Raw genomic sequence first — 20365 nt, forward strand, 5'->3', positions numbered from 1 at the left:
AAAGAACTCTAAGGAGATAAAGAAATCATGGCAAAACAATTAAAATTTGGTGAAGAAGCACGAAAAAGTCTGAAAGTCGGTATTGATGTAGTAGCTTCCGCAGTTGCAACCACACTCGGTCCAAAAGGCCGCAATGTTGCGATTGACCGCAAATATGGTTCTCCGACCATCACACACGATGGTGTTACTGTTGCAAAAGAAATCGAACTGCCAGATCCATTTGAAAATATGGGCGCCCAGCTTCTGAAAGAAGCTGCTTCAAAAACAAATGATATCGCCGGTGACGGAACAACCACATCAACTGTTTTAGCACATTCCATTGTTTCCGAAGGTTTGAAAACATTGGCAGCTGGTGCAAATCCAATGCTCCTCAAAAAAGGTATTGAATCTGCAGCAAAAGTCGTTGCCGATGAAATTAAAGCACAGGCAATCGATATTACAACCAAAAACGATATTGCCAACGTTGCAACCATTTCTGCACAGGATGAAAAAATTGGTAATCTCATCGCAGATGTCATGGATAAAGTCGGCAAAGATGGCGTTATCACGGTAGAAGAATCCAAAGGTCTGGAATTCGAAACTGAATTTGTCGAAGGTATGAAATTTGATCGCGGCTACATCAGCTCCTATTTCATGACCGACCATGACAAGATGGAAGCCAATATTTCTGATCCTTACCTGCTGATCTATGACAAGAAAATTTCCGCTGCACAGGATATGGTTCCAGTTCTGGAGAAACTTGTCCAAACCGGCAAACGTGATTTAGTCATCATTGCGGAAGATATTGACGGCGAAGCGCTTGCTACATTGGTCCTCAATAAACTGCGCGGAATGCTGAACGTTCTGGCTGTAAAAGCACCCGGTTTCGGGGATCGCCGCAAAGCCATGCTGCAAGATATTGCCACTCTGACCGGCGCTTCCGTTATTTCTGAAGAAACTGGCCGCAAACTTGATACTACACAGCTTTCTGACCTCGGTCACTGTGAAAAAGTCATCTCCGATAAAGACAATACCACTATTGTCGGCGGTAAAGGTGATCCTGCTGAAATTAAAGCCCGCATCGATCAGATTCGTGTTGAAATCGACAAAACCACCAGCGATTATGACCGTGAAAAACTGCAGGAACGCCTTGCAAAACTTTCCGGCGGTGTCGCAATCATCCGTGTTGGCGCTGCGACAGAAGTAGAACTTAAAGAAAAGAAACATCGTGTTGAAGATGCACTTTCCGCTACACGTGCAGCCGTTGAAGAAGGTATCGTTCCTGGCGGCGGTGTCGCACTGATCAATACCATTGCCAAAGTGGAAGCGCTCAAATTCGCTGATGAAGACGTTCAGACAGGTGTCAATATCGTTCGTAAAGCGTTGGAAGTCCCGATGCGAAAGATCGTTGAAAATGCAGGCAAAGACGGCGCAGTAATCGTTGCAAACATTCGCGCACAGCAAAAAGCCAAAAAATCCAAACATATCGGTTATGATGTTCTGAAAGACTCATATATCAATATGGTGGAAGGCGGCGTCATCGATCCTGCAAAAGTCACTCGCGGTGCACTGGAAAATGCCGCATCCATTGCTGCAATGATTCTGACAACCGAAGCGCTTGTCACTGACATTCCGGAACCGGAAAAACCGGCGCCGGCTCCAATGCCTGAATACTAAAAAATAAAGATTAAAAAACCTCCGTCAGAAAAACGGAGGTTTTTTTATGAATGATCAAATAAACAGCAATTCAGAAAATGGAATAACTTTTCGAATCAGGAAAGAAAATATGCTGTTTCTATGGTGTTCAATTTTACGCAAGAACACCGCAACAACAAATCCCCTCTTTTTTTGAGAAGTTTTTCAATATATCAATTACTGGAAGGAAGTTTTTCCATTTTTTTTCTTTTGATTTATAATATCAAAATATTAATAGATAAAATTTGAAAATTAAAATGACTGGAAAATATTAAGCACGCTATTTTGTTTATAATTCTATGTAATAATTAACAGCAGCAATGAGTTGCAATCTATTGCGCCGTTTTTATCGATTCTCAAGCAACACGAACTGGTAAAACAGAAGCATTTACATAATCAGGATAAACTTAGTAATATTTTGGCTATAAAAATATTCGGGGGATGTTTGCAATGCAGGAACATGTAGGAAAAGCTCAGACAATCCTCACTTTTTTTTTGGATGAAATTTTAATCCAGAAAAAATTGGATCAGGTAGTTCCCGTATTATCAGAAAATCTAATTGCAACAATTCCTGGGGTTCCGGGAGAGTTTTGCGATAAAAGAGCGTTTATAGGCTACTTAAGAGAAGTCATTTCATCAGAACAGCATTCAGGTTGTACTTCATATCAAATTAGTTCTGTAAAAATATTGCCTAATGAAGGGGTCCTCTATGCTGTTATTTTCAGCAAATCCGTTGAACAATCCTCTAATTTTGAACACACCTGTCCGGATATTGCATATTTCAAACTGGTCAATGATCAAGGCAAGTATTACATATCTTCCGTCCTTCTGCATCAATGTTCCCCTGAAGTATTAAATCTGCACAAAACAGATCATAAGGATCAGTATCGCAGGCTTGTCGAGAGCACAGGAACGACAATTTTTGAATACAATATGGATCTGGATGAAATGGAATTGTTCCTATTAGCTGAAACATCAAAGGTTAAAAGTTATCGGTCAATAACCATAAAGCATTTCAGTGAACCTGGAGCGACGGATCTGGAAATCATCCATCCTGCAGATCGCGACCGCGCCATCTGGTTTTTGAAAAACAGACAGCCTTTAAACGGATCAGAAATGCGTTTTCATGTGGCAGGGCTGGATCCGGCTGACTATTATTGGCATGAGGTCTATGGATCGGTCAGTCGCGGTACGGATGGCAGAGAAAACCGCTATATCGGAATGCTGCGTTTTGTTGATACAGAAAAGAAGAGAATTTTAGACCTGACCACGAAAGCGGAACGTGACAGCCTGACAAAACTGTACAATAAATTATCTGTCGAACAAATTATCAATCAATCGATTGAAAACAACAGCTCCACAAAACACGCTTTCCTGCTGCTGGATATCGACCATTTCAAGATAATCAACGATTCCGCTGGACATCCATTTGGTGATTTAATTCTGAAACTCTTCGCAAGATTATTAACAGAGACATTTCGCACGAATGATATAATCGGCAGAATCGGCGGAGATGAATTCGTGGTCTTTATGCGGGACATTCGGGATTCGGGCGATGCTTTAGAAAAAGCCGGTAGACTGATTGCTGCATTTCAAAAAAAATATGTTCGAAATAATTTTTCAGATGAAGAGAAAATGAACTGCAGGTTATATAACGTAAATCATTGCGATTGTCCAATCGGTTACTCCTGCAGCATTGGGATCTCTTTTTATAATCTGGATGGCAGCAATTTTTATGAGCTGTATCACGCTGCAGATGCAGCCTTATATAAGGCAAAGGAATCCGGCAGAAATCGTTATGTTTGTTTTCAAAAGCCAGACCAACACCAGCCTTCTCAAAGCATTGTATTGCTCCCGCCTAACGGTGAGGCGCTGGAAAACTGACGTTTGAAAATCTTAATAACCCAGGAATTCGAAATATGAAAATAATTCTTTGTTGTTCTTATGGTTTTGCGCTTCGCGCAAAACCATAAGAACAACTTATTCCCTCTTTTAATTCGAAAGGTTAATCCATACTTCGAATCAATTGTGAAAAAATTGTTGATGAGATGTTTTTGTGCTCCGCGCAAAAACATCTCATCAACAAAGAATCCTCCCCATATTTCAAATTACTGGTCTTTCAGGGATCATGATAAAATTTCCACTGATATTTAGAAACATCCGGATCTCCGGAAATTTATTTTTTAGGGAAGACTTATGAAAGTTGTCGTACTTGCAGGAGGATACTCACCTGAAAGAGACGTATCGCTCTCATCAGGCTGTATGATCAGCAATGCTTTAGCCGAAAAAGGACATGCGGTTGTCCTTGTGGATGCATTCCTCGGGATAAAAGAACCTGCCGCTGGACTTGTGTCATTATTTAAAAAGAATCCGGACTACGTCCCATGTCAGTATCCAATACCCACCGTTCCACCGGATCTTGAAAAAATGTGGGCGGAACGAAAGCCGGATACTGGAATGTTCTTTGGTGAAAATGTTTTAGAAATATGCCGAATGGCTGACGCTGTTTTCCTCGGTTTGCATGGGAATGCCGGAGAGAATGGTCAGATACAGGCTGCCTTTGATCTATTAAATATCCATTACAGCGGATCCAGTTTTCCGGGCTGCGTGTTGGCTATGGATAAAAATCTGACAAAACAGATCTTATACGCCAATGGTTTACCTACTTCTCCCTGGGTTCACATTCAAGATGTTCATCGTCCAAATTTTGAAAAAATCAGTAAAATCGGTCTTCCTTGCGTGATTAAACCTGTGAACGGGGGATCCAGCATTGGCGTCAGCATTGCCACAACAATTGATGAACTAAAAGAAGGCATTCAAAAAGCTGCCAATTGTGACAAAGAAATTATCATCGAAAAGTATTTGGATGGTCGGGAATTTTGCGTCGGAATCCTCGATCAAAAAGCGCTGCCGGTCATTGAAATCATCCCTAAAGACGGCTGGTTTGATTATGAAAAAAAATACCAGCCCGGCTTAACTGCTGAAATCTGTCCGGCTGATATTTCCGAGAAACTGTCAGATGCCATGCAGCAGGCAGCCATAAAAATTCACAATGTGCTGAAACTCGGATTCTATTCACGGATCGATTTTAAAACAGACTCCAGCGGCGATTTTTACTGTCTGGAAGCCAATACACTTCCAGGTATGACACCCAACAGCTTGCTTCCCAAAGAAGCTGCTGCAGATCACATCCTTTATGCTGATTTATGCAATCATATAATTAATCACTGCAATTGAGATAATTAGAAAGGACGCTCACTATGATCGATTTCGATAATCGCCCTTGGGGTCGCTGGGAAGAATACCTTTTTGAACCTGGTTATCGCGTAAAACGCATTATGGTTTTTCCGCACAAACGGTTATCACTGCAATACCACCGCATGCGCTCAGAAGTCTGGGTCATTGTTGAAGGTGCAGGTAAAATGACACTGGGAGAAAAAACATTTCCGATTAAAGCCGGAGATGTCATTCAAATTGAAAAAGAACAACCCCATCGCGTCGAAAATGATTCAGATACAATGCTTGTCCTCATCGAAACACAAATCGGAATCTGCCCGGAGGATGACATCGTCCGTATTGAAGATGACTTTGGCCGGAAATAAAAGATTAAAAAACTCCGAAAAATCGGAGTTTTTTAATACAGTCTATAATGTAAAATTTTGAAAAGGCTTCTATTAAAAACGAGAAAGCTCGCTGATGTGTTGTTTTTGCGATCTGTGAAAACTCCCCATCATGAAGTAATTCCACTCATACTTGAATCGCTGTTGTCACGCAAAGATTTATTTATTCTTTTTCATAAGGAGTACCGCTGGCAGCCGGACCTGAGCTGCTGCCAACTACACCTGCTAATACGACAATCGTCACCAGATATGGCAGCATATTGATGAATTGGCCAGGAATGGAAGATCCGAGGATCGATACAGATGAGGACAATGAATCGGCAAAACCAAACAGTATCCCAGCCAACATCGTGCGGAAGGGGATCCAGTTGCCAAAGATCATAGCAGCAAGGCCGATGAACCCTTTGCCGGAAGTCATTCCCTCATCAAAGCGGCCGACTGATCCAAGTGAAAAATAAGCCCCGGCAAAACCTGCCAGCAACCCGCCCAGGATAACAGCCATATAACGCGTCTTAAACACGTTAATTCCCAAGGTGTCTGCTGCCTTAGGATGTTCTCCTACTGCACGCAGACGCAAACCCCAGCGAGTCTTAAACAAACCAAATTGCAGCAGGATCAAAAGAAGAAACATGCCGTAGACAAACAGACTGTTATCGAAGATGATCGGCCCGATAAATGGAATATCCGCAAGTCCTGGAATGGCAACACTCGGAAAACGTGGTGTTTTATTCAGATTTGGAAAATTCTGCAGGTACATGGAAGAAATATAACTGGTCATTCCGGTAGAAAATATATTGATAACTGTACCGGATACAATCTGGTTAATTTTATATTTAATCGAAAGCCAGGCATGAACCAACGCCAAAATACCGCCGCCTAACATAGCTGCTGCCAGACCGAGCCAAATATTCTTCGTCGTGGAACCCACAACCGATCCCAGCATCGCACCCATCAGCATCATTCCTTCAATGGCAATATTGACAACTCCAGCCCGCTCACACAGAATTCCACAGAATCCGCCAAGAATAATCGGTACTGCCATCGATAAAGCAGATGCCAGCAGTCCCGCTAAATTCAGCATTTTATTGGCTGCAACATAGACGGTAAAGGCGAAGACAAAAATCAGAGACACCAATATCAAAATCAAATTCGAGCGGCGCCCAAATCCAAACACAAATTGATAAGCCCCGATCAAAAAAAGCAGAATGCCACAGATCCAAAGTGTACGATTTGTCTGGATCAGCCAATCCGACATCATACCGCGGGTAATGCCACCGGGAGTCATTGCAAAAGTAGTAACCGTATCTGCAGAAAAATGTCTATTAAAGACCAACAAAACAAAGAGACCCAACAGAAGAAAAACAAATCCCATGATACGATCCCGCGGACTGACTTCATGTTTCAGATAAACAGGTTTCGCCTTTATCATTATTTCCCTCCCCAACCAGAGACATTAACCGCTGCCGGCGCTTGAGTTTTCTTCGCACGCAGATGATAAACCGTTCGGATAATTGCCGGAGCTGCAATGAACATCAGAATAAATGCCTGGACGATGGAAACGATATCCAAGGGAATACCTGTGTTCGACATCATATTTCGCGATCCTGTTCTTAAAAGACCGAATAACAGTGCTGACAGAATGCAGCCCAGCGGATTATTATTCGCCAGCAAAGCCAGTGCAATGGAATCGAAGCCATATCCGGCAGAAACACCCAAACCCATCGTATAGGTCACTCCTAACACCTGATTAGCACCGCATAAACCGTTCAATGCTCCGGAAATCGTCATGCCAAGAACAGTCCATATTCCGATATTTAATCCGGCATATTTTGCAGCATGCTTATTCGCTCCGGCCATTTGTAAATTGAAACCCCATTTGGTTTTGAAAAGGAAGAACCAGATCAGTACTGCCATCAACAGCGCAAACAGAAAGCCCCAATGCAACGTCAGAGGCTTTTTGAAAATCAGCGGGATTTTCGCAGATTCCTGCACAGAATTGGAAATCGGCATTCCGCCGCTGCCGGCTTTTGTCATCGGTCCGGTCAGCAAAAATTCTACCAGACGCAGCGCTATATAATTCAGCATGATGGTGTTAATCACCTCATGAGAACCCGTTTTTGCTTTCAACCAGCCTGGAATAAAACCCCAGATACCTCCGGCGATAATTCCCACCAGCACCGATAACGGCAAATGAATGGCTCTCGGTAAATCGGCAAAAGCAAATCCGACAAAGGCCGCTGCAGTCCCACCCACATAAATCTGCCCTTCACCGCCAACATTAAAAACAACGGCACGAAAACCAAGTGCCAAAGCCAGACCGGACAGAAGATACGGAGTGGTTTCAACCAGGCTCTGGCTAATCGGTTTGAACACACGGTCAATTTTTTCACCGGTCCGCAAAGCCTCCATGATTTTTGACGGGCTGCCGAAAGCACCTGCAAATAAGGCACCATATGCATTCCCCACAACGGAAAAAACCGCTTTTAATCCTGTCCCCAGTCCTTTACTAAAAGCTTCGTAAACGTCCGGCGATGTAAAGACAATAATCAGCGCTCCTAAAAATAAACCGGAAAATATTGCCAGAAAAGGGATCTGGATCGCAGACCATAGCTTCGAAAAGAAGCTGCTGTCGTTAGAAGGTTTTCGTGATAATTCCTGCAAAAAGATTTCACCGGCTTGTTTCGCTTCATTTTTTTTCTGTTCAGAATCTTTTTCTAATGCGCTCATATTCATTCTCCCGTCGAAGATTTCTCAGCCACGGTTTCAGATCCGGAAACGCTCTGCTGGCTGATGCCCGCCATATAAAGCCCGATTTCAGATTTTGAGACGGCCTCTGTATCGACTGTCACAATGGCTTCGCCTTTATACATAACAAGAATTCGATCTGACAGTTCCATGATTTCATCCAATTCAGAAGAAATCAACAGAATGCCGCATCCTTCATCCCGTTTTTTCAACAATTGTCCATGTATATATTCAATCGAACCGACATCCAGACCCCTTGTCGGCTGAGACGCTACAATCAGACGGTTGTCTCGGCTTAACTCACGGGCAACAATGACTTTCTGCTGATTTCCACCTGATAAAGTTCCAACATCGGTCAGCGGGCTGGGAGTTCGTACATCAAACGCGGAAATTAGATTTTCAGCATTTTTGCGAATCTCTCTGCGGTCTAAGATGCCATTTTTCGAAAAAGGCGGCTTGTAATAAGTGCATAACATCAGATTATCCTCAACCGGGAAGCTGAGAATTAATCCATCTCGTTGCCTGTCTTCCGGAACATGAGCCCCACCTGCTTCAACAAATTCACGCGGTTTGATTTTTCGGATCGACTTACCAGAAATCTGGATTTCCCCGCTTTCAAACTCACGCATACCGGTTACTGCTTCCTCAAGTTCGGTCTGACCGTTGCCCTGGACTCCGGCAATTCCGAGGATTTCCCCGCTATGAAGTGTGAAGGATATGCCATGGACAGTAATTTTCTTGGTCGAATCTGCCACAACAAGGTCTTGGACTTGTAAAACGACCTCCCCCTTTTTTGCCTTGTTCTTCTCCTGATTCAGATTGACTGCCCGTCCAACCATCATTTCCGCTAATTTTTCCTGATCAGCTTTATCAGGTGTAGTTTCCCCGATGACTCTGCCGCGCCGGATTACCATGATCCGGTCGGAATACTCCAATACTTCGCGCAGTTTATGCGTAATGAAAATGATCGATTTTCCCTTATCCGTCAAAGAGCGCATAATTTTAAACAGCTCATCCGCTTCCTGCGGGGTTAATACAGCCGTGGGTTCATCAAATATCAGAATATTGGCATCGCGATACAACAACTTAATAATTTCAACGCGCTGTTGTACACCGACAGGTAAATCGCCTACCATCGCATTCGGATCCACATTCAGGTTGAACTGCTTGGAGATCTCCATGATCCTGGCTGCTGCTGTTTTTCGATCAAGGATATCGCCCAAAATAAGAGATTCTTCACCCAGCATCACATTATCTGTCACTGTAAAAACTGGAATCAGCATGAAATGCTGATGAACCATTCCAATTCCGGCCTTAATCGCGTCAATCGACGAATGGACATTAATTTGTTGTCCATTAATGAAAATTGTTCCGCCATCCGGCTGATATAATCCATACAGAATATTCATCAGTGTGGATTTTCCGGCGCCATTCTCACCCAGGAGCGCTAATATCTCGCCCTTTTCCAGCTTTAAATCAATATGATCATTTGCCAGAACCCCCGGAAATTGTTTTGTGATTTCTTTTAATTCAAGTACTGGAGTCATCTTCTTCTCCTCTTTTGTGTATTTTTTCTGGAAAAGAAACACGGGTGAAGAACTGCAATGCCATATTCTTATGCCCGTTTTTGCGATTCTCAAATAAAAATATGTCAGAAAAAATAAGATTAAATTGAAACGTTCTGCATACTCGGCTTATCGTTGCGTGAATCCTATTTTTTCAATAATTTTATCATCATCCCCTAAATGCAACTATGCCACCGATTTAAAATTTAAAAAATAAAAAGAATTGTTGTTGTGATGTTTATACGCAAAGCGTATAAACATCACAACAACAACGATTCCCCTCTATATATTGAATTTCTGATCGAATGAAAAAGGAGGCGGTTTTTTTCCGCCTCCTTTTTATCTTTGTAAGACTTTCAGGCTATTTTACCTGTTTAAATGCCGGATTCAATGCAATTTCACCGCTGATTATCTTCTCCCGAATTGGATCCAGGTCGGCAATCACATCGGCAGGAACAACAGATTCTAAATCATGGAACGGAGCCAGATCAACGCCCTTGGTTGCAAGCGTACCAACAATCAAACCGCCTTTAAAGGTCCCGTCAACAACGGATTTAATCACTTCCAACGTGGTTGAATCCATCTTTTTCACAACGGATGTCAAAATCATGTCTGTATTTTCAGGATAAGCATAATACCAGTCAGAATCGACACCGATCACGTAACCGGATCCGCGATCTTCCATCGCTGCGATCGTGCCACCGCCGACAGGTCCGGCAACCGGCATGATGATGTCAGCGCCCTGGTCCATCATGGTGATGGTAACCTGCTTACCTTTTTCCAGATCGTCGAAGGAATCAACACAGGTTCCTTCTTGTTTTTCAACATCCCAGCCCAGTACTTTCACATTGGTATCATGTGTTTCATTGTAATAAGCAGCTCCGCGGGCATATCCGTCCATGAAAATGGTGACAGTCGGAATGCACATACCGCCATAGGTGCCGATTACACCGGTTTTCGTTACAGAGGCTGCAACGTAACCAGCCAGGAAAGCAGCTTCATCAGTCTGGAAAACCTGATCAACCGTATTCGGTTTCGAAATGCTGGCATCAATGGTGCTGAATTTAAAATCCGGATACGCATCAGAAGCAGCAATTGTTGCGTCAGAAAGCATATATCCAACAGTAATAATCAGATCACATTCATCATCGATGAATTGTTCAATATTGGGTGCATAATCTGCATCCGAAGTTGATTCCAGGACAACACCTTCGACACCAAACTCTTTTTCTGCCTGCAAAACGCCGTTCCAGGCTGTCTCATTGAAGGATTTATCATCAACGCCGCCCGTATCGGTAACCTGACAAATCTTAATTGGATCAGCCGCCATCACTGGCATACACAAAACCAATACAACCAATAATGCAAGAATCAAACTGATTTTCTTCATTCTTCTCTCCTTATTTGGGTGAATTTATGTTTCCATTCTCGTAAATTTATTATACAAGCGAACACAAAAAATATCCAGTTTATTTCAGTGATTCGAACGGTGTGTATCAAAAGAAAATGTTACTTTGCGGGGATCGAAGAATCAAATAAAAATGTTACCCAACAGCCACGAAAAATGTAGAGATGTGTAGGCATCTCTACGATAGTAAATTGGGCACATCCAGTGCTCGAGTTGCTCCCCAGCAGAGCTCTATCCCCTGGAAGTGCAGGGGCATTTTACCATAAACGATAGGAATTGGCCCAAAGCGAAAAACCCAAACAGCCAATTTTTATCGTTACTATGTTTGATAAGAAGAAGTTTCGGCAAGAATACGGAGCAGATCATTGATTTCTGCAAGGATATTGACGGGATTTGATGCAACATACAGGTATACAAGAGAAGCCTTTTTGGGAGAGGATAAGTCGCCAGATTGAAGGATTCGACGGTAAGGTGTTTTAGCAGAATCATATTTTGGAGAAAAGACACCGGCATCTTTGTCTGGTCTGGCAATGGTCTTACGTACAGGTTGGAAGAAATTATTGAACACATGGTTCAGCTGATAAATACGTTGAATGAGTGCAAAATGGTCTGGAGTATAGAAGCGGTTGTATCCAAGCAAACGTCTGACTACGGCCCAGTTCTTTTGTTCAACATGAGCTTGATCGTTCTTCCTGTAGGGCCTTGATCGGGTGAAGATTATCTTTCTTTCCCGATTATTGCAATAATCAAAAAGGAGATGGTTGATGAACTCGGAGCCATTATCAGAATCAATACCAAGGATGGGATAAGGTAAAAGGGATTCAAGCAAAGTCATCACTTCCACAACGGCTTCCTTTGATTTGTTCCGGAGAATGAAGTTATCTGTCCAACCGGTGCATACATCGGTAGCTGTCAATGTGTAAAAGAAAGTTCCTGCTGCTGATTGCCCGCAATGAGCAACAAGGTCTATCTCCAGAAATCCAGGGCGATTATCATCCCAGTCCATCCCCGTTCGGATCGCAATCTGTTTCTTGAGTAATCCGCCGGGCTTAGTCATGGTTTTGCCTTTTCCTTGATGGTTTTTCTTGTATTCCCTCAGATTTCGATTGATAGTTGCCGAACTCATCTCAGTTAGCAGACGTTTTTCCTCAGATGTGAAGTACATTTCATTGCATCGCTCCAGTATATCTATCAGCTCGGAAATGTATGGCTGTAATCGCTGTCCGCAGATATAATTGCTGATCTCGTACAACCGTTCCAACTTTTCGATTATCTCTCGTGGATACTTCTTTTTCCGCCCAGGTCTCTTTTTGAACGTCTTTGGCCGAAGATCTGAATGCAATAAACGTATCGCCGTCTTCCGGTGGTAACCAGTGCTCTCGACAAATTCATCGAGAATTTTTTCTTTCGCCGCCTTGTTCGCTTTTAGATATCGGGATTGTATTTGCGTTGCTAATTCCAGCCTGCTCTTCTTACTCATTTTGTTACCCATCAGCCTTTCCTCCGCAGCTTATGGTAACAATTTATTTTGATTCACCGATACTTCTTCGGTAACATTAATTATGATTCACGTCGCGAAATATGGATTAACCCTCCAAATTTAAAAACAAGCTATAATCGGTTTTATATGCCATGTTGATCTCCCATATAATTTTTGTAACAATAAGAATTCTTCTGACTTACCTCTTATATTCAAGTACTAAATAATTTATAAAGAATAAATTTACAACAACGATATAATTTTGGAGCTGAATTGTGAAAAGATTAAGCTTGCTGGAAAGCCACCCCGCAATCATTTTTTTCGTGTTGACTTATAGCTTCTCATGGTTAATCTGGATGCCAATGGTATTTACTAACAAAGAAAGTCGCTTATTTATAATAATAGGGACATTTGGACCAACATCGGTAGCGATTTTACTGACTGGTCTAAAATCGGGACGAAATGGTCTGAAGGAACTTCTCAGCCATTTTTTTATCTGGCGATTAAACTTTTTTTGGTATTTGTTCAGTTTTTTTTCGACGATGTTGGTAGTCATGGCTTCAATCGGTATCCATCTGATTATGGGGGGGAAAGTTCCAAAATTCAATGATCCCAGACAGATTTACCTGGTAATACCCGTTTTTGCTTACGTTCTTTTTTTAAGCGTGTTGGGAGAAGAGATAGGATGGCGGGGATATATTTTACCAAGATTAGAACAGAAGCATAGCGCTCTTTTTGCCAGCTTGATCATTGGATTGCTTTGGGGTTTGTGGCATCTACCGGAGTTTTGGATGAAAAGCAACTTTCATCATCAAATACCTTTTATATTGTTCCTTTTGCAGGATATTGCATTATCCATAGTTCTAACATGGCTCTACAACAGCACAAAGAAAAGTCTGTTGATCGTAAATCTATTTCATGCTGCAAGTAATACAACGCTTGGGGTGTTGCCCATTCTACCAATGGACACAGGTGGCGATTTAAGACCATTGTGGATAGCTGTTTCGCTACTATGGGTTATAGCTGCTATTATTGTCATGACGAATAAACCAGCTTGGATAGCCCATAGATAGGTCGTGGATTGATGATCTTTAAAAAATTGCCACCACTACGAATTCAGAATCTATGGCTGTTCTTTATTTTGACATTTATGTTCTCTTGGCTGTTCTGGATAATTGGATTTCTTTTATACGAAGCAGAGTCCACAATCCCTGTTCTGATTTTTCTTTACATAGGTGGAGTTATCCCCCCGATCGTTGCGATACTTCTGATCTATATGCGACATACCCCAGAAGAGCGGCGGGATTACTTCCAACGAGTAATTGGATTCAAATGGATAGGCACAAAATGGTATGCTGTTATTTTTCTCACGGCTCCCGTGCTTGCTGGTTTAGGTGCAATCTTGGATGTGATGACCGGAGGTAAAGGCATTGCATCAGAGACGGCAGCTCATTTTACTACCCATCCTCTCGCCATGTTGCTGTTCGCAGTCTTCATGCTGCTGTTTGGCCCTCTGCCAGAAGAATTAGCCTGGCGAGGATATGCGCTTGAGCAGCTGCAAAAAAGATGGAATGCTTTAGCAGCGAGTTTGTTCCTGGGAACAGTCTGGACAGTTTGGCATCTTCCGTTGTTCCTCATTCCGGGGAGTTATCAGCATGGATTGGGATTGGGAACAGAAGCGTTTTGGTTATTTATGGCTGACAAGATTCCTCTATCAGTACTCATGACATGGGTGTATAACAACAATCGACGGAGCACCTTGTCGGCAGTATTATTTCATTTTTCGGTGAATTTCGTTGGCGAGCTGTTTCAATTAACTACCCAGGCAAAGTTGTTTTACATAATATTCTATATTCTTGCGGCGATAGTTGTAACGGTTTTCTGGGGACCTCAAAAAATGGTTCGGAAAGGATGGAATATAGAAAAAAGCCAATATGGTCCTAACTAACTTGACGAAAAACTGCCACCATACATATCACTTTTTCAGTGTTAATATAATGACAAAAAAAGATGTGAACTTTCTTTACTGACGATTTTTGCTCATCCCGTATCAGGAATAATAACTCATGATCTGCCACTCGCCTATAAATCTATCAGCAATTCGAAATATCGGGTGGATTCTTTGTTGTTGTGATGTTTTTGCGCGAAGTGCAAAAACATCACAACAATATATATTCTCTTTCAATCCAAAAAAATTATTCTTATTCCGAACTGCTGGTTAGGCAAGGAAATTTTGACAAAAGAGAATCGTTTATAATTGGGGAGGTGTTTTGGATATGCTGAAACCAGAGCACTGCATAAAGAATTGAGGAAAAAGTGTATCTGAAAGGCTCAAAATACAGTTATAACAATCGAAGGAGACGATCCAGCCCCTGGCGATTGTTCCTATTAATGGTATTGGCAGCAGCCGGGCTGTATTTCAGTATCGTGATTGTCCCTGAGACACAGCCTCTTTTTATCCCCACCAGCACACCAACAACTCCTCCGGAATCCTATATTCATGAAGCGGAACAGTTGGAACAGGAAGGCAAACTGTCCCGTGCGATTGAGTTGTACCAAAAAGCGATTGATTCAGATCCCAAGAATTCATCCACTTACATCAACGTTGCCAAATTGCAAATCTTCGAATCTGATTATGAAGATGCCTTGAAAAACGCAGAAAATGCCATTTTATTGAACAGCAATAATGCAGTTGCCCATGCAATCCGCGGTTGGGCGCTTGGGAAACAGGGAAATTATTTGGATGCCGAGACCGCTTTTAATCGAGCTTTGGAAATCGATCCGAATAACGCGTTGACGTATGCTTACCAGACTGAAGTCCTGGTTGAACAGATCAACAATGGAGAAGACAGCCTGAATACCCTTGAAAAAGCCACAGAATATTCACGGCTGGGCGTCACCAATGGCAATAATTTGATGGAGACACATCGGGCAAGGGGATTGCTGCTTGAAATCACCGGCAATTATGAAGACGCTATTAATGAATTCCAAATTGCCATATCCATGAATCCCAACATTGCAGATCTATATCTGGCGCTCGGCAGAAATTTGCGCGCGGCAGGAAAAGATTCGGATGCAATCACAGCATTTGAGCGAGCTCGGTCCCTGAATCCCTATGATCCATGGGCACCTTATTATATTTCACGCACATACAGCGGGAACGGGGAATACGCGAAAGCGATTCAACAGGCAGAAGATGCTATTAATTTAGATCCAACAGAAACCACTTTTTATTGGAATCTGGCAACGCAATATTATCGTTCCGAGAAATTTGCAGATGCGTTGAAATATTTCAAACTGGCAATTCAAGGAGGCATCACGCCAGATGGAGAGATCATCAAAGGCATCCCGCTAAGTTATGATAATCGGATCCCCGAGCTTTATTATATGTACGGTTTGATTCTAGCCCGCTCCGGAATGTGCCAGGAAGCAGCAGAAATTGTGCGGGCAATAACACAAGGAATCCCGGAAGATGCCATCGCCGTTGAAAATGCAGCTTATATGACCGACGTATGCAAATCCGGAGAATTTGATATTGTTTTAACTGCAGAAACGCAAACGACAGCAGAGCCAGATGGAGAAACAAACGAAACCGGCGAAAGCGAGCTTACTGCCGTTTCGCCGGTCGAATAGTTCTCATCCTATTTTCTGGAATATTGCTTTTTTATCTCACTGTTTGAAGAAAAATTTATTAATGCAGTGTTTTGCGCGTGGTTTTGCGGATTGGAAGATCTCGATCGCTTGTTATTGGTCGTCTCTTCTGTGAAATCTTCCCTGCATTCGGGCTTAGCAAGAGATTGAGCTGCATCAATGAATGAGAATCCCACTCTCTGCGTCCGCATACATCACAGATCCAGCAGGGAAAATCCGGCACGGTAATCAGCTCATCTTCAATCCAGGTAAAATAGGTAGCAAATCCGAAACGCGGTATCCCGACCTGACATTCAGGGCAATACTTAATTCGTTCCTGTTCCATTCTTTTCCTCCTTGATTGCAGCAATCTCCTCCTCGCCAGGCAGTACAATCTCGTTATTGATAATCCGAATGCGGTTCAGCGGCCAATAACGGAAAAATGCATTCCCGACCAGGTTTTCACGGGGTACAAAACCCCAGCTATGAGAATCTGAAGAATGGTTTCGATTGTCGCCCAGAACAAAGTAAGAATTCTCCGGAACATCCCATGAACCAGTATAGATCATCGGTTCATGAATCCACTCTTCAACAATTTCATTCCCATTGATAAATAGTTTTCCTTCTTTCACCTCTACATGATCACCTGGAAGCCCAATCATCCGTTTAATATAATCTTCTCCCGGAGCTTTTGGTGCTTCAAAAATGACAACATCACCGCGTTTTGGTTCGCTGAATTTATAATTCAGTTTGTTAACCATCAGTAATTGACCCTCAGTAAAAGTGGTCTCCATGCTGATATTTTCAACGCGAACTCGTGCAATACAATAATCAATCGCAAAATACAAGACTGCGGCCATTAATAACGTTTGAACAATTTCCCAAATCATCCCTAATGTCGTTTTCTTCTTCACCGGCTCCTTCTTTTTCTCAAGCGGCCGTTTGTTTGATGGTTCTTTTTTATAGGGTTGCTGCTTTGCCATTGTCTGCTGATTTCACTCCATTCAAATCAGAAATTCTCAATATTTTAATAATCATACACCTGTTTTCTGAAAGGTCTTAAAAATAATTGATAATTCAGCAACGCGAAATATCAAGAGAATAAATTGTTGCTGCGTGGTTTTCGCGCAAAGTTTAAAAACCACGCAGCAAATTTTCTCAATTGATTTGAAAGATCTTACAAATTTCGGGTTACTTAAGTTCGATTTATAGGCCAAATTGCCGGATTTAAGCGCGAAGCCTTCCTTTGGAAAACTGAAAAAGTCTGTATTAAATCTTTCTTAAGACTGCATCACTACTTTTCAGTGCTTTTAATCTTCTTCATGTTGATTAAAAAGCTCGGTATTCTGGATTATCTTCTCGCCTTAAACGCGATTCGTATCGGAGTCCCAATAAAACTGAAACGTTCACGGATCTGGTTCTCAATATATCGTTTATAACTGAAATGTGCCAGCGCCGGATCATTGACATAAATAAGAAAAGTTGGCGGGTCGCTGCGAACCTGGGTGGCATAATACATACTTAAGGATCTGCCGGTTTTCGATGTCGCGTGGTGCTTGTCCTGTGCTTCATGAATCACTTCATTCAAAGCAGATGTTTTTATTCTGACCAGTCGTTCTTCCTGAACTTGCAAAGCCATTGGCATGATCTGGTTGACGCGTAATTTCGTCAGAGCAGAAACAAATAGGATTGGAACGTACGGCATAAAATTCAACTCATTACGAATTTTTTCCGTATAGGCTTGCATTGTATAGGTGTCTTTTTCAATGGCATCCCATTTATTGACAACAACTACTACACTCTTCCATTCATCCAATATATAACCGGCAATATGAGCGTCCTGAACAGAGATTCCCTGTGTTGCATCGATTACCAATAATGAAACATCAGCCTGTTCAATCGCCCGCATGGAACGAATCACGGAATATTTTTCAACGCCAGGTTCGATCTTTCCGCGGCGGCGAATGCCGGCAGTATCAATCAGCGTTACGGGTATATCTCCATACATCATTTTCGTATCGATTGCATCTCGGGTTGTGCCGGCAATATCGCTTACAATGACGCGTTCCTCACCAACCAGGCAGTTCAGCAGACTGGATTTACCAACATTTGGTTTTCCGACAATTGCGATTTTTACAGAATCATCCTCTGGCTCTTTATCCTGTGCAGGGAATAATTGAATCAATGCATCCAGCATATCACCGGTCTCTGTCCCATGAATTGCTGAAATCGGGAAAGGCTCGCCCATTCCTAATTCATAAAATTCAGCAACTAAATTCCGTTGTCTGGATGAATCAGCTTTATTGACAACCAACAAAACAGGCGGTTTTTCTACGCCGTCAACGATTTTTTGACTTTTACGCAAAATTTCTGCAATTTCACGATCCGCCAACGTAACACCTGAAATAGCATCCACCAGAAAAAGAACAACGTCTGCTTCTTTTACAGCAATCAACGCTTGCGATCGAATTTCCGATATAAATTCGGATGACCCGATCGATAACGGGGTGTTCTGTTTTGAAAAATCCGGATCAATACCACCGGTATCAACAATATCAAATTCGACTCCACACCATTCAGCATGACCGAACAGACGATCGCGCGTCGTGCCAGGTACGTCATCCACGATCGCATCTTGTGTGCCGGACATGCGATTGAACAATGTACTCTTTCCTACATTAGGGCGCCCAACCAGCGCCACGATCGGTTTTTTCATGTTTTTTACCTTCCTTGATCAGCCATCTTTGATATGGAATAGATTTCTATAAAAAATATCCTCTTGATAAACTGACGATCTATGATTTTACCATTTTACAGAGCGGATGGACAAACTCGGTTATTCAAACCAGTGATTCGAAATATAAATAACAATGATTTCTTAATTTATTCAAAAAGCAAATCCATTTTTCGAATTGCTGCTGCTGAACCGATGACGAAATGATGTTGAAATATCATCTTTTTTTCAATATAATTCAAAATAGATACATGGAATTAGTCCCAACAAAATGATATCGATGGAATCGATGAAATTTCTTGTTTTTTTCCAACGATTCGAAATATGGGAAGGATAATTAGCGATTATATTGTATGAGCGATCTTCTATAAGAAAACAAAGCGGCTGATTTATCCTCTTTTTTTTAGGCTTTCAAATTTTGAATTAACAGGTTTTTTCCGGATTAGTCAAAAGGACAGGTAGTATTATGAAAAAGAAGATTTTTTTCCTCATTTTTATTGTCATTCTGATTTCTTTCAGCAATGCCGGAGCCCAATCCGGATTCGTTTTTTCGCAGGATGTTATTAAACCTACAGCAGAAGAAACCGAAGTTCCGACGGTTATACCGGTTGAACCGGTCAGAACCGAATCGGCTGGCACACAATCCGGATCAATTTTTGATAAACTGCTTCCCAAAATACCAGGTACTCCAACGCCTGAGCCGGAAATCATAACAGATGTTCCTGTTGAAAACTCGCAGCTTGCAAACAAAATTGAAAAACTATTTCCCAAAATCGCATATGATGAAAAAGGGTTGGGCTTATATGGCTGGCAAGATAATCTTGAAGATGGAAAAAAGTATACAACCCGTTTTCGAAAAGGCGTATATCACGTAAATTTCAGCGCGTCGGAACCACTGACTGAAGGTGATTCCTATGGAGAGTTTTTCAATTCAGAAATCGGTCCTTTTACCGATTTCGCTCTGCATGTGGATATCTCGGTTTATGAAGTTTATCCTGAAGATGGTTATGGTGACTGTCTCATTTCTTATACAAATTCAAAATTTGTCGATGAAGGAAAGAGCAATTGGTTTGATGTGGAATTGGGCTACAACATTGACGCTTACGATTCGGCAAGTCAGAAAAACACTTATTGGTATGATTTGCGTTCGTATTGGGAAATCGGCAAAATATACAGTGTCGATATCATCCGCCAAGATGGATTTGCTGATATCTATATCGATGGTGAATATATTGGAGAAGCGGAAGATGGTATCCCCGGAGAAGTTACGATATGGTTTGGCACGTACCTTGACAAGGGCAGTCAAGTTGTTGACTGTTCCTATGATAATTTTACAATTCGGACAAAATAGTCAGCTAACTTAAGGCTTACTGTTTTTCAACCGTATTTTAACATCGTAAAGAGATTATTTGTGGTTCTGACGTTTTTGTGAAAAACAATAAAAAAAGAGCAGCAAATATTCTCACTTGATTCGAAATGTCCATCTAAATTTTGAACTGCCGAATTTCC

16 protein-coding genes are annotated in these 20365 nt (G+C 42.0%); 8 read left to right on the top strand and 8 right to left on the bottom strand.

Annotated elements, in window-relative coordinates; translation table 11 throughout:
• Positions 1–27 precede the first annotated feature (27 nt).
• The 4 genes from groL (at position 28) to ATC1_RS13690 (ending at position 5276) form a co-directional block, all read left to right on the top strand.
• Positions 28–1656 carry a chaperonin GroEL gene (gene groL / locus ATC1_RS13675; RefSeq protein WP_062283463.1) on the top strand — a complete coding sequence of 543 codons (1629 nt, stop codon included), beginning with the start codon at positions 28–30 and terminating at the stop codon, positions 1654–1656.
• 468 nt (positions 1657–2124) lie between these two features.
• On the top strand, positions 2125–3558 hold the full coding sequence (locus ATC1_RS13680; RefSeq protein WP_062283466.1) for a GGDEF domain-containing protein: 1434 nt from the start codon (positions 2125–2127) through the stop codon (positions 3556–3558).
• A gap of 312 nt (positions 3559–3870) precedes the next feature.
• Positions 3871–4911, top strand: a complete 1041-nt coding sequence (locus ATC1_RS13685) for a D-alanine--D-alanine ligase family protein (RefSeq protein ID WP_062283469.1) — start codon at positions 3871–3873, stop codon at positions 4909–4911.
• A 23-nt stretch (positions 4912–4934) separates the two neighbouring features.
• Positions 4935–5276 carry a phosphomannose isomerase type II C-terminal cupin domain gene (locus ATC1_RS13690; protein WP_062283473.1) on the top strand — a complete coding sequence of 114 codons (342 nt, stop codon included), beginning with the start codon at positions 4935–4937 and terminating at the stop codon, positions 5274–5276.
• A gap of 181 nt (positions 5277–5457) precedes the next feature.
• On the opposite strand, the gene ATC1_RS13695 is transcribed toward ATC1_RS13690, so the two are convergent.
• The 5 genes from ATC1_RS13695 to ATC1_RS13715 all read right to left on the bottom strand — a co-directional run bounded on the left by ATC1_RS13695 (position 5458) and on the right by ATC1_RS13715 (position 12504).
• The gene (locus tag ATC1_RS13695) at positions 5458–6723 is read right to left on the bottom strand and encodes an ABC transporter permease (RefSeq protein ID WP_062283475.1); all 1266 of its coding nucleotides are present in this window, start codon (positions 6721–6723) and stop codon (positions 5458–5460) included.
• Positions 6723–8021, bottom strand: a complete 1299-nt coding sequence (locus tag ATC1_RS13700; protein ID WP_062283477.1) for an ABC transporter permease — start codon at positions 8019–8021, stop codon at positions 6723–6725. The genes ATC1_RS13695 and ATC1_RS13700 overlap by 1 nt, the downstream gene beginning before the upstream one ends.
• Positions 8022–8023: 2 nt before the next feature.
• Positions 8024–9586 (bottom strand): ABC transporter ATP-binding protein, encoded by a 1563-nt coding sequence (locus ATC1_RS13705; RefSeq protein ID WP_062283480.1) that lies wholly within the window; start codon positions 9584–9586, stop codon positions 8024–8026.
• A 379-nt stretch (positions 9587–9965) separates the two neighbouring features.
• Entirely contained in the window at positions 9966–10994 is a 1029-nt protein-coding gene (locus ATC1_RS13710; RefSeq protein WP_062283483.1) for a BMP family lipoprotein, read from the bottom strand.
• A gap of 337 nt (positions 10995–11331) precedes the next feature.
• Positions 11332–12504 (bottom strand): integrase catalytic domain-containing protein, encoded by a 1173-nt coding sequence (locus ATC1_RS13715; RefSeq protein ID WP_062283486.1) that lies wholly within the window; start codon positions 12502–12504, stop codon positions 11332–11334.
• A 350-nt stretch (positions 12505–12854) separates the two neighbouring features.
• Between ATC1_RS13715 and ATC1_RS13720 the strand changes: the two genes are divergently transcribed.
• The 3 genes from ATC1_RS13720 to ATC1_RS13730 all read left to right on the top strand — a co-directional run bounded on the left by ATC1_RS13720 (position 12855) and on the right by ATC1_RS13730 (position 16125).
• Positions 12855–13565 (top strand): CPBP family intramembrane glutamic endopeptidase, encoded by a 711-nt coding sequence (locus ATC1_RS13720; RefSeq protein WP_062283488.1) that lies wholly within the window; start codon positions 12855–12857, stop codon positions 13563–13565.
• A gap of 11 nt (positions 13566–13576) precedes the next feature.
• The gene (locus ATC1_RS13725) at positions 13577–14440 is read left to right on the top strand and encodes a CPBP family intramembrane glutamic endopeptidase (protein ID WP_062283491.1); all 864 of its coding nucleotides are present in this window, start codon (positions 13577–13579) and stop codon (positions 14438–14440) included.
• Positions 14441–14808: 368 nt separating this feature from the next.
• Complete coding sequence (locus tag ATC1_RS13730; protein WP_152024325.1) at positions 14809–16125, top strand: tetratricopeptide repeat protein; 1317 nt, start codon at positions 14809–14811, stop codon at positions 16123–16125.
• Positions 16126–16183: 58 nt separating this feature from the next.
• Here the strand turns inward: ATC1_RS13730 and ATC1_RS13735 are convergent, their stop codons facing one another.
• The 3 genes from ATC1_RS13735 to der all read right to left on the bottom strand — a co-directional run bounded on the left by ATC1_RS13735 (position 16184) and on the right by der (position 18838).
• On the bottom strand, positions 16184–16468 hold the full coding sequence (locus ATC1_RS13735) for a YgiT-type zinc finger protein (RefSeq protein WP_062283498.1): 285 nt from the start codon (positions 16466–16468) through the stop codon (positions 16184–16186).
• On the bottom strand, positions 16449–17105 hold the full coding sequence (lepB, locus tag ATC1_RS13740; protein ID WP_082174812.1) for a signal peptidase I: 657 nt from the start codon (positions 17103–17105) through the stop codon (positions 16449–16451). Before lepB ends, ATC1_RS13735 begins: the two co-directional genes overlap by 20 nt.
• A 368-nt stretch (positions 17106–17473) precedes the next feature.
• On the bottom strand, positions 17474–18838 hold the full coding sequence (gene der / locus ATC1_RS13745) for a ribosome biogenesis GTPase Der (protein WP_062283501.1): 1365 nt from the start codon (positions 18836–18838) through the stop codon (positions 17474–17476).
• Positions 18839–19322: 484 nt separating this feature from the next.
• On the opposite strand from der, the gene ATC1_RS13750 reads away from it, so the two are divergent.
• Positions 19323–20207, top strand: coding sequence for a hypothetical protein (locus ATC1_RS13750; RefSeq protein ID WP_062283505.1), 885 nt, complete (start codon positions 19323–19325; stop codon positions 20205–20207).
• The last annotated feature ends 158 nt before the right edge of the window (positions 20208–20365 follow it).

This window comes from Flexilinea flocculi (genome assembly GCF_001192795.1).
Classification (GTDB): domain Bacteria; phylum Chloroflexota; class Anaerolineae; order Anaerolineales; family Anaerolineaceae; genus Flexilinea; species Flexilinea flocculi.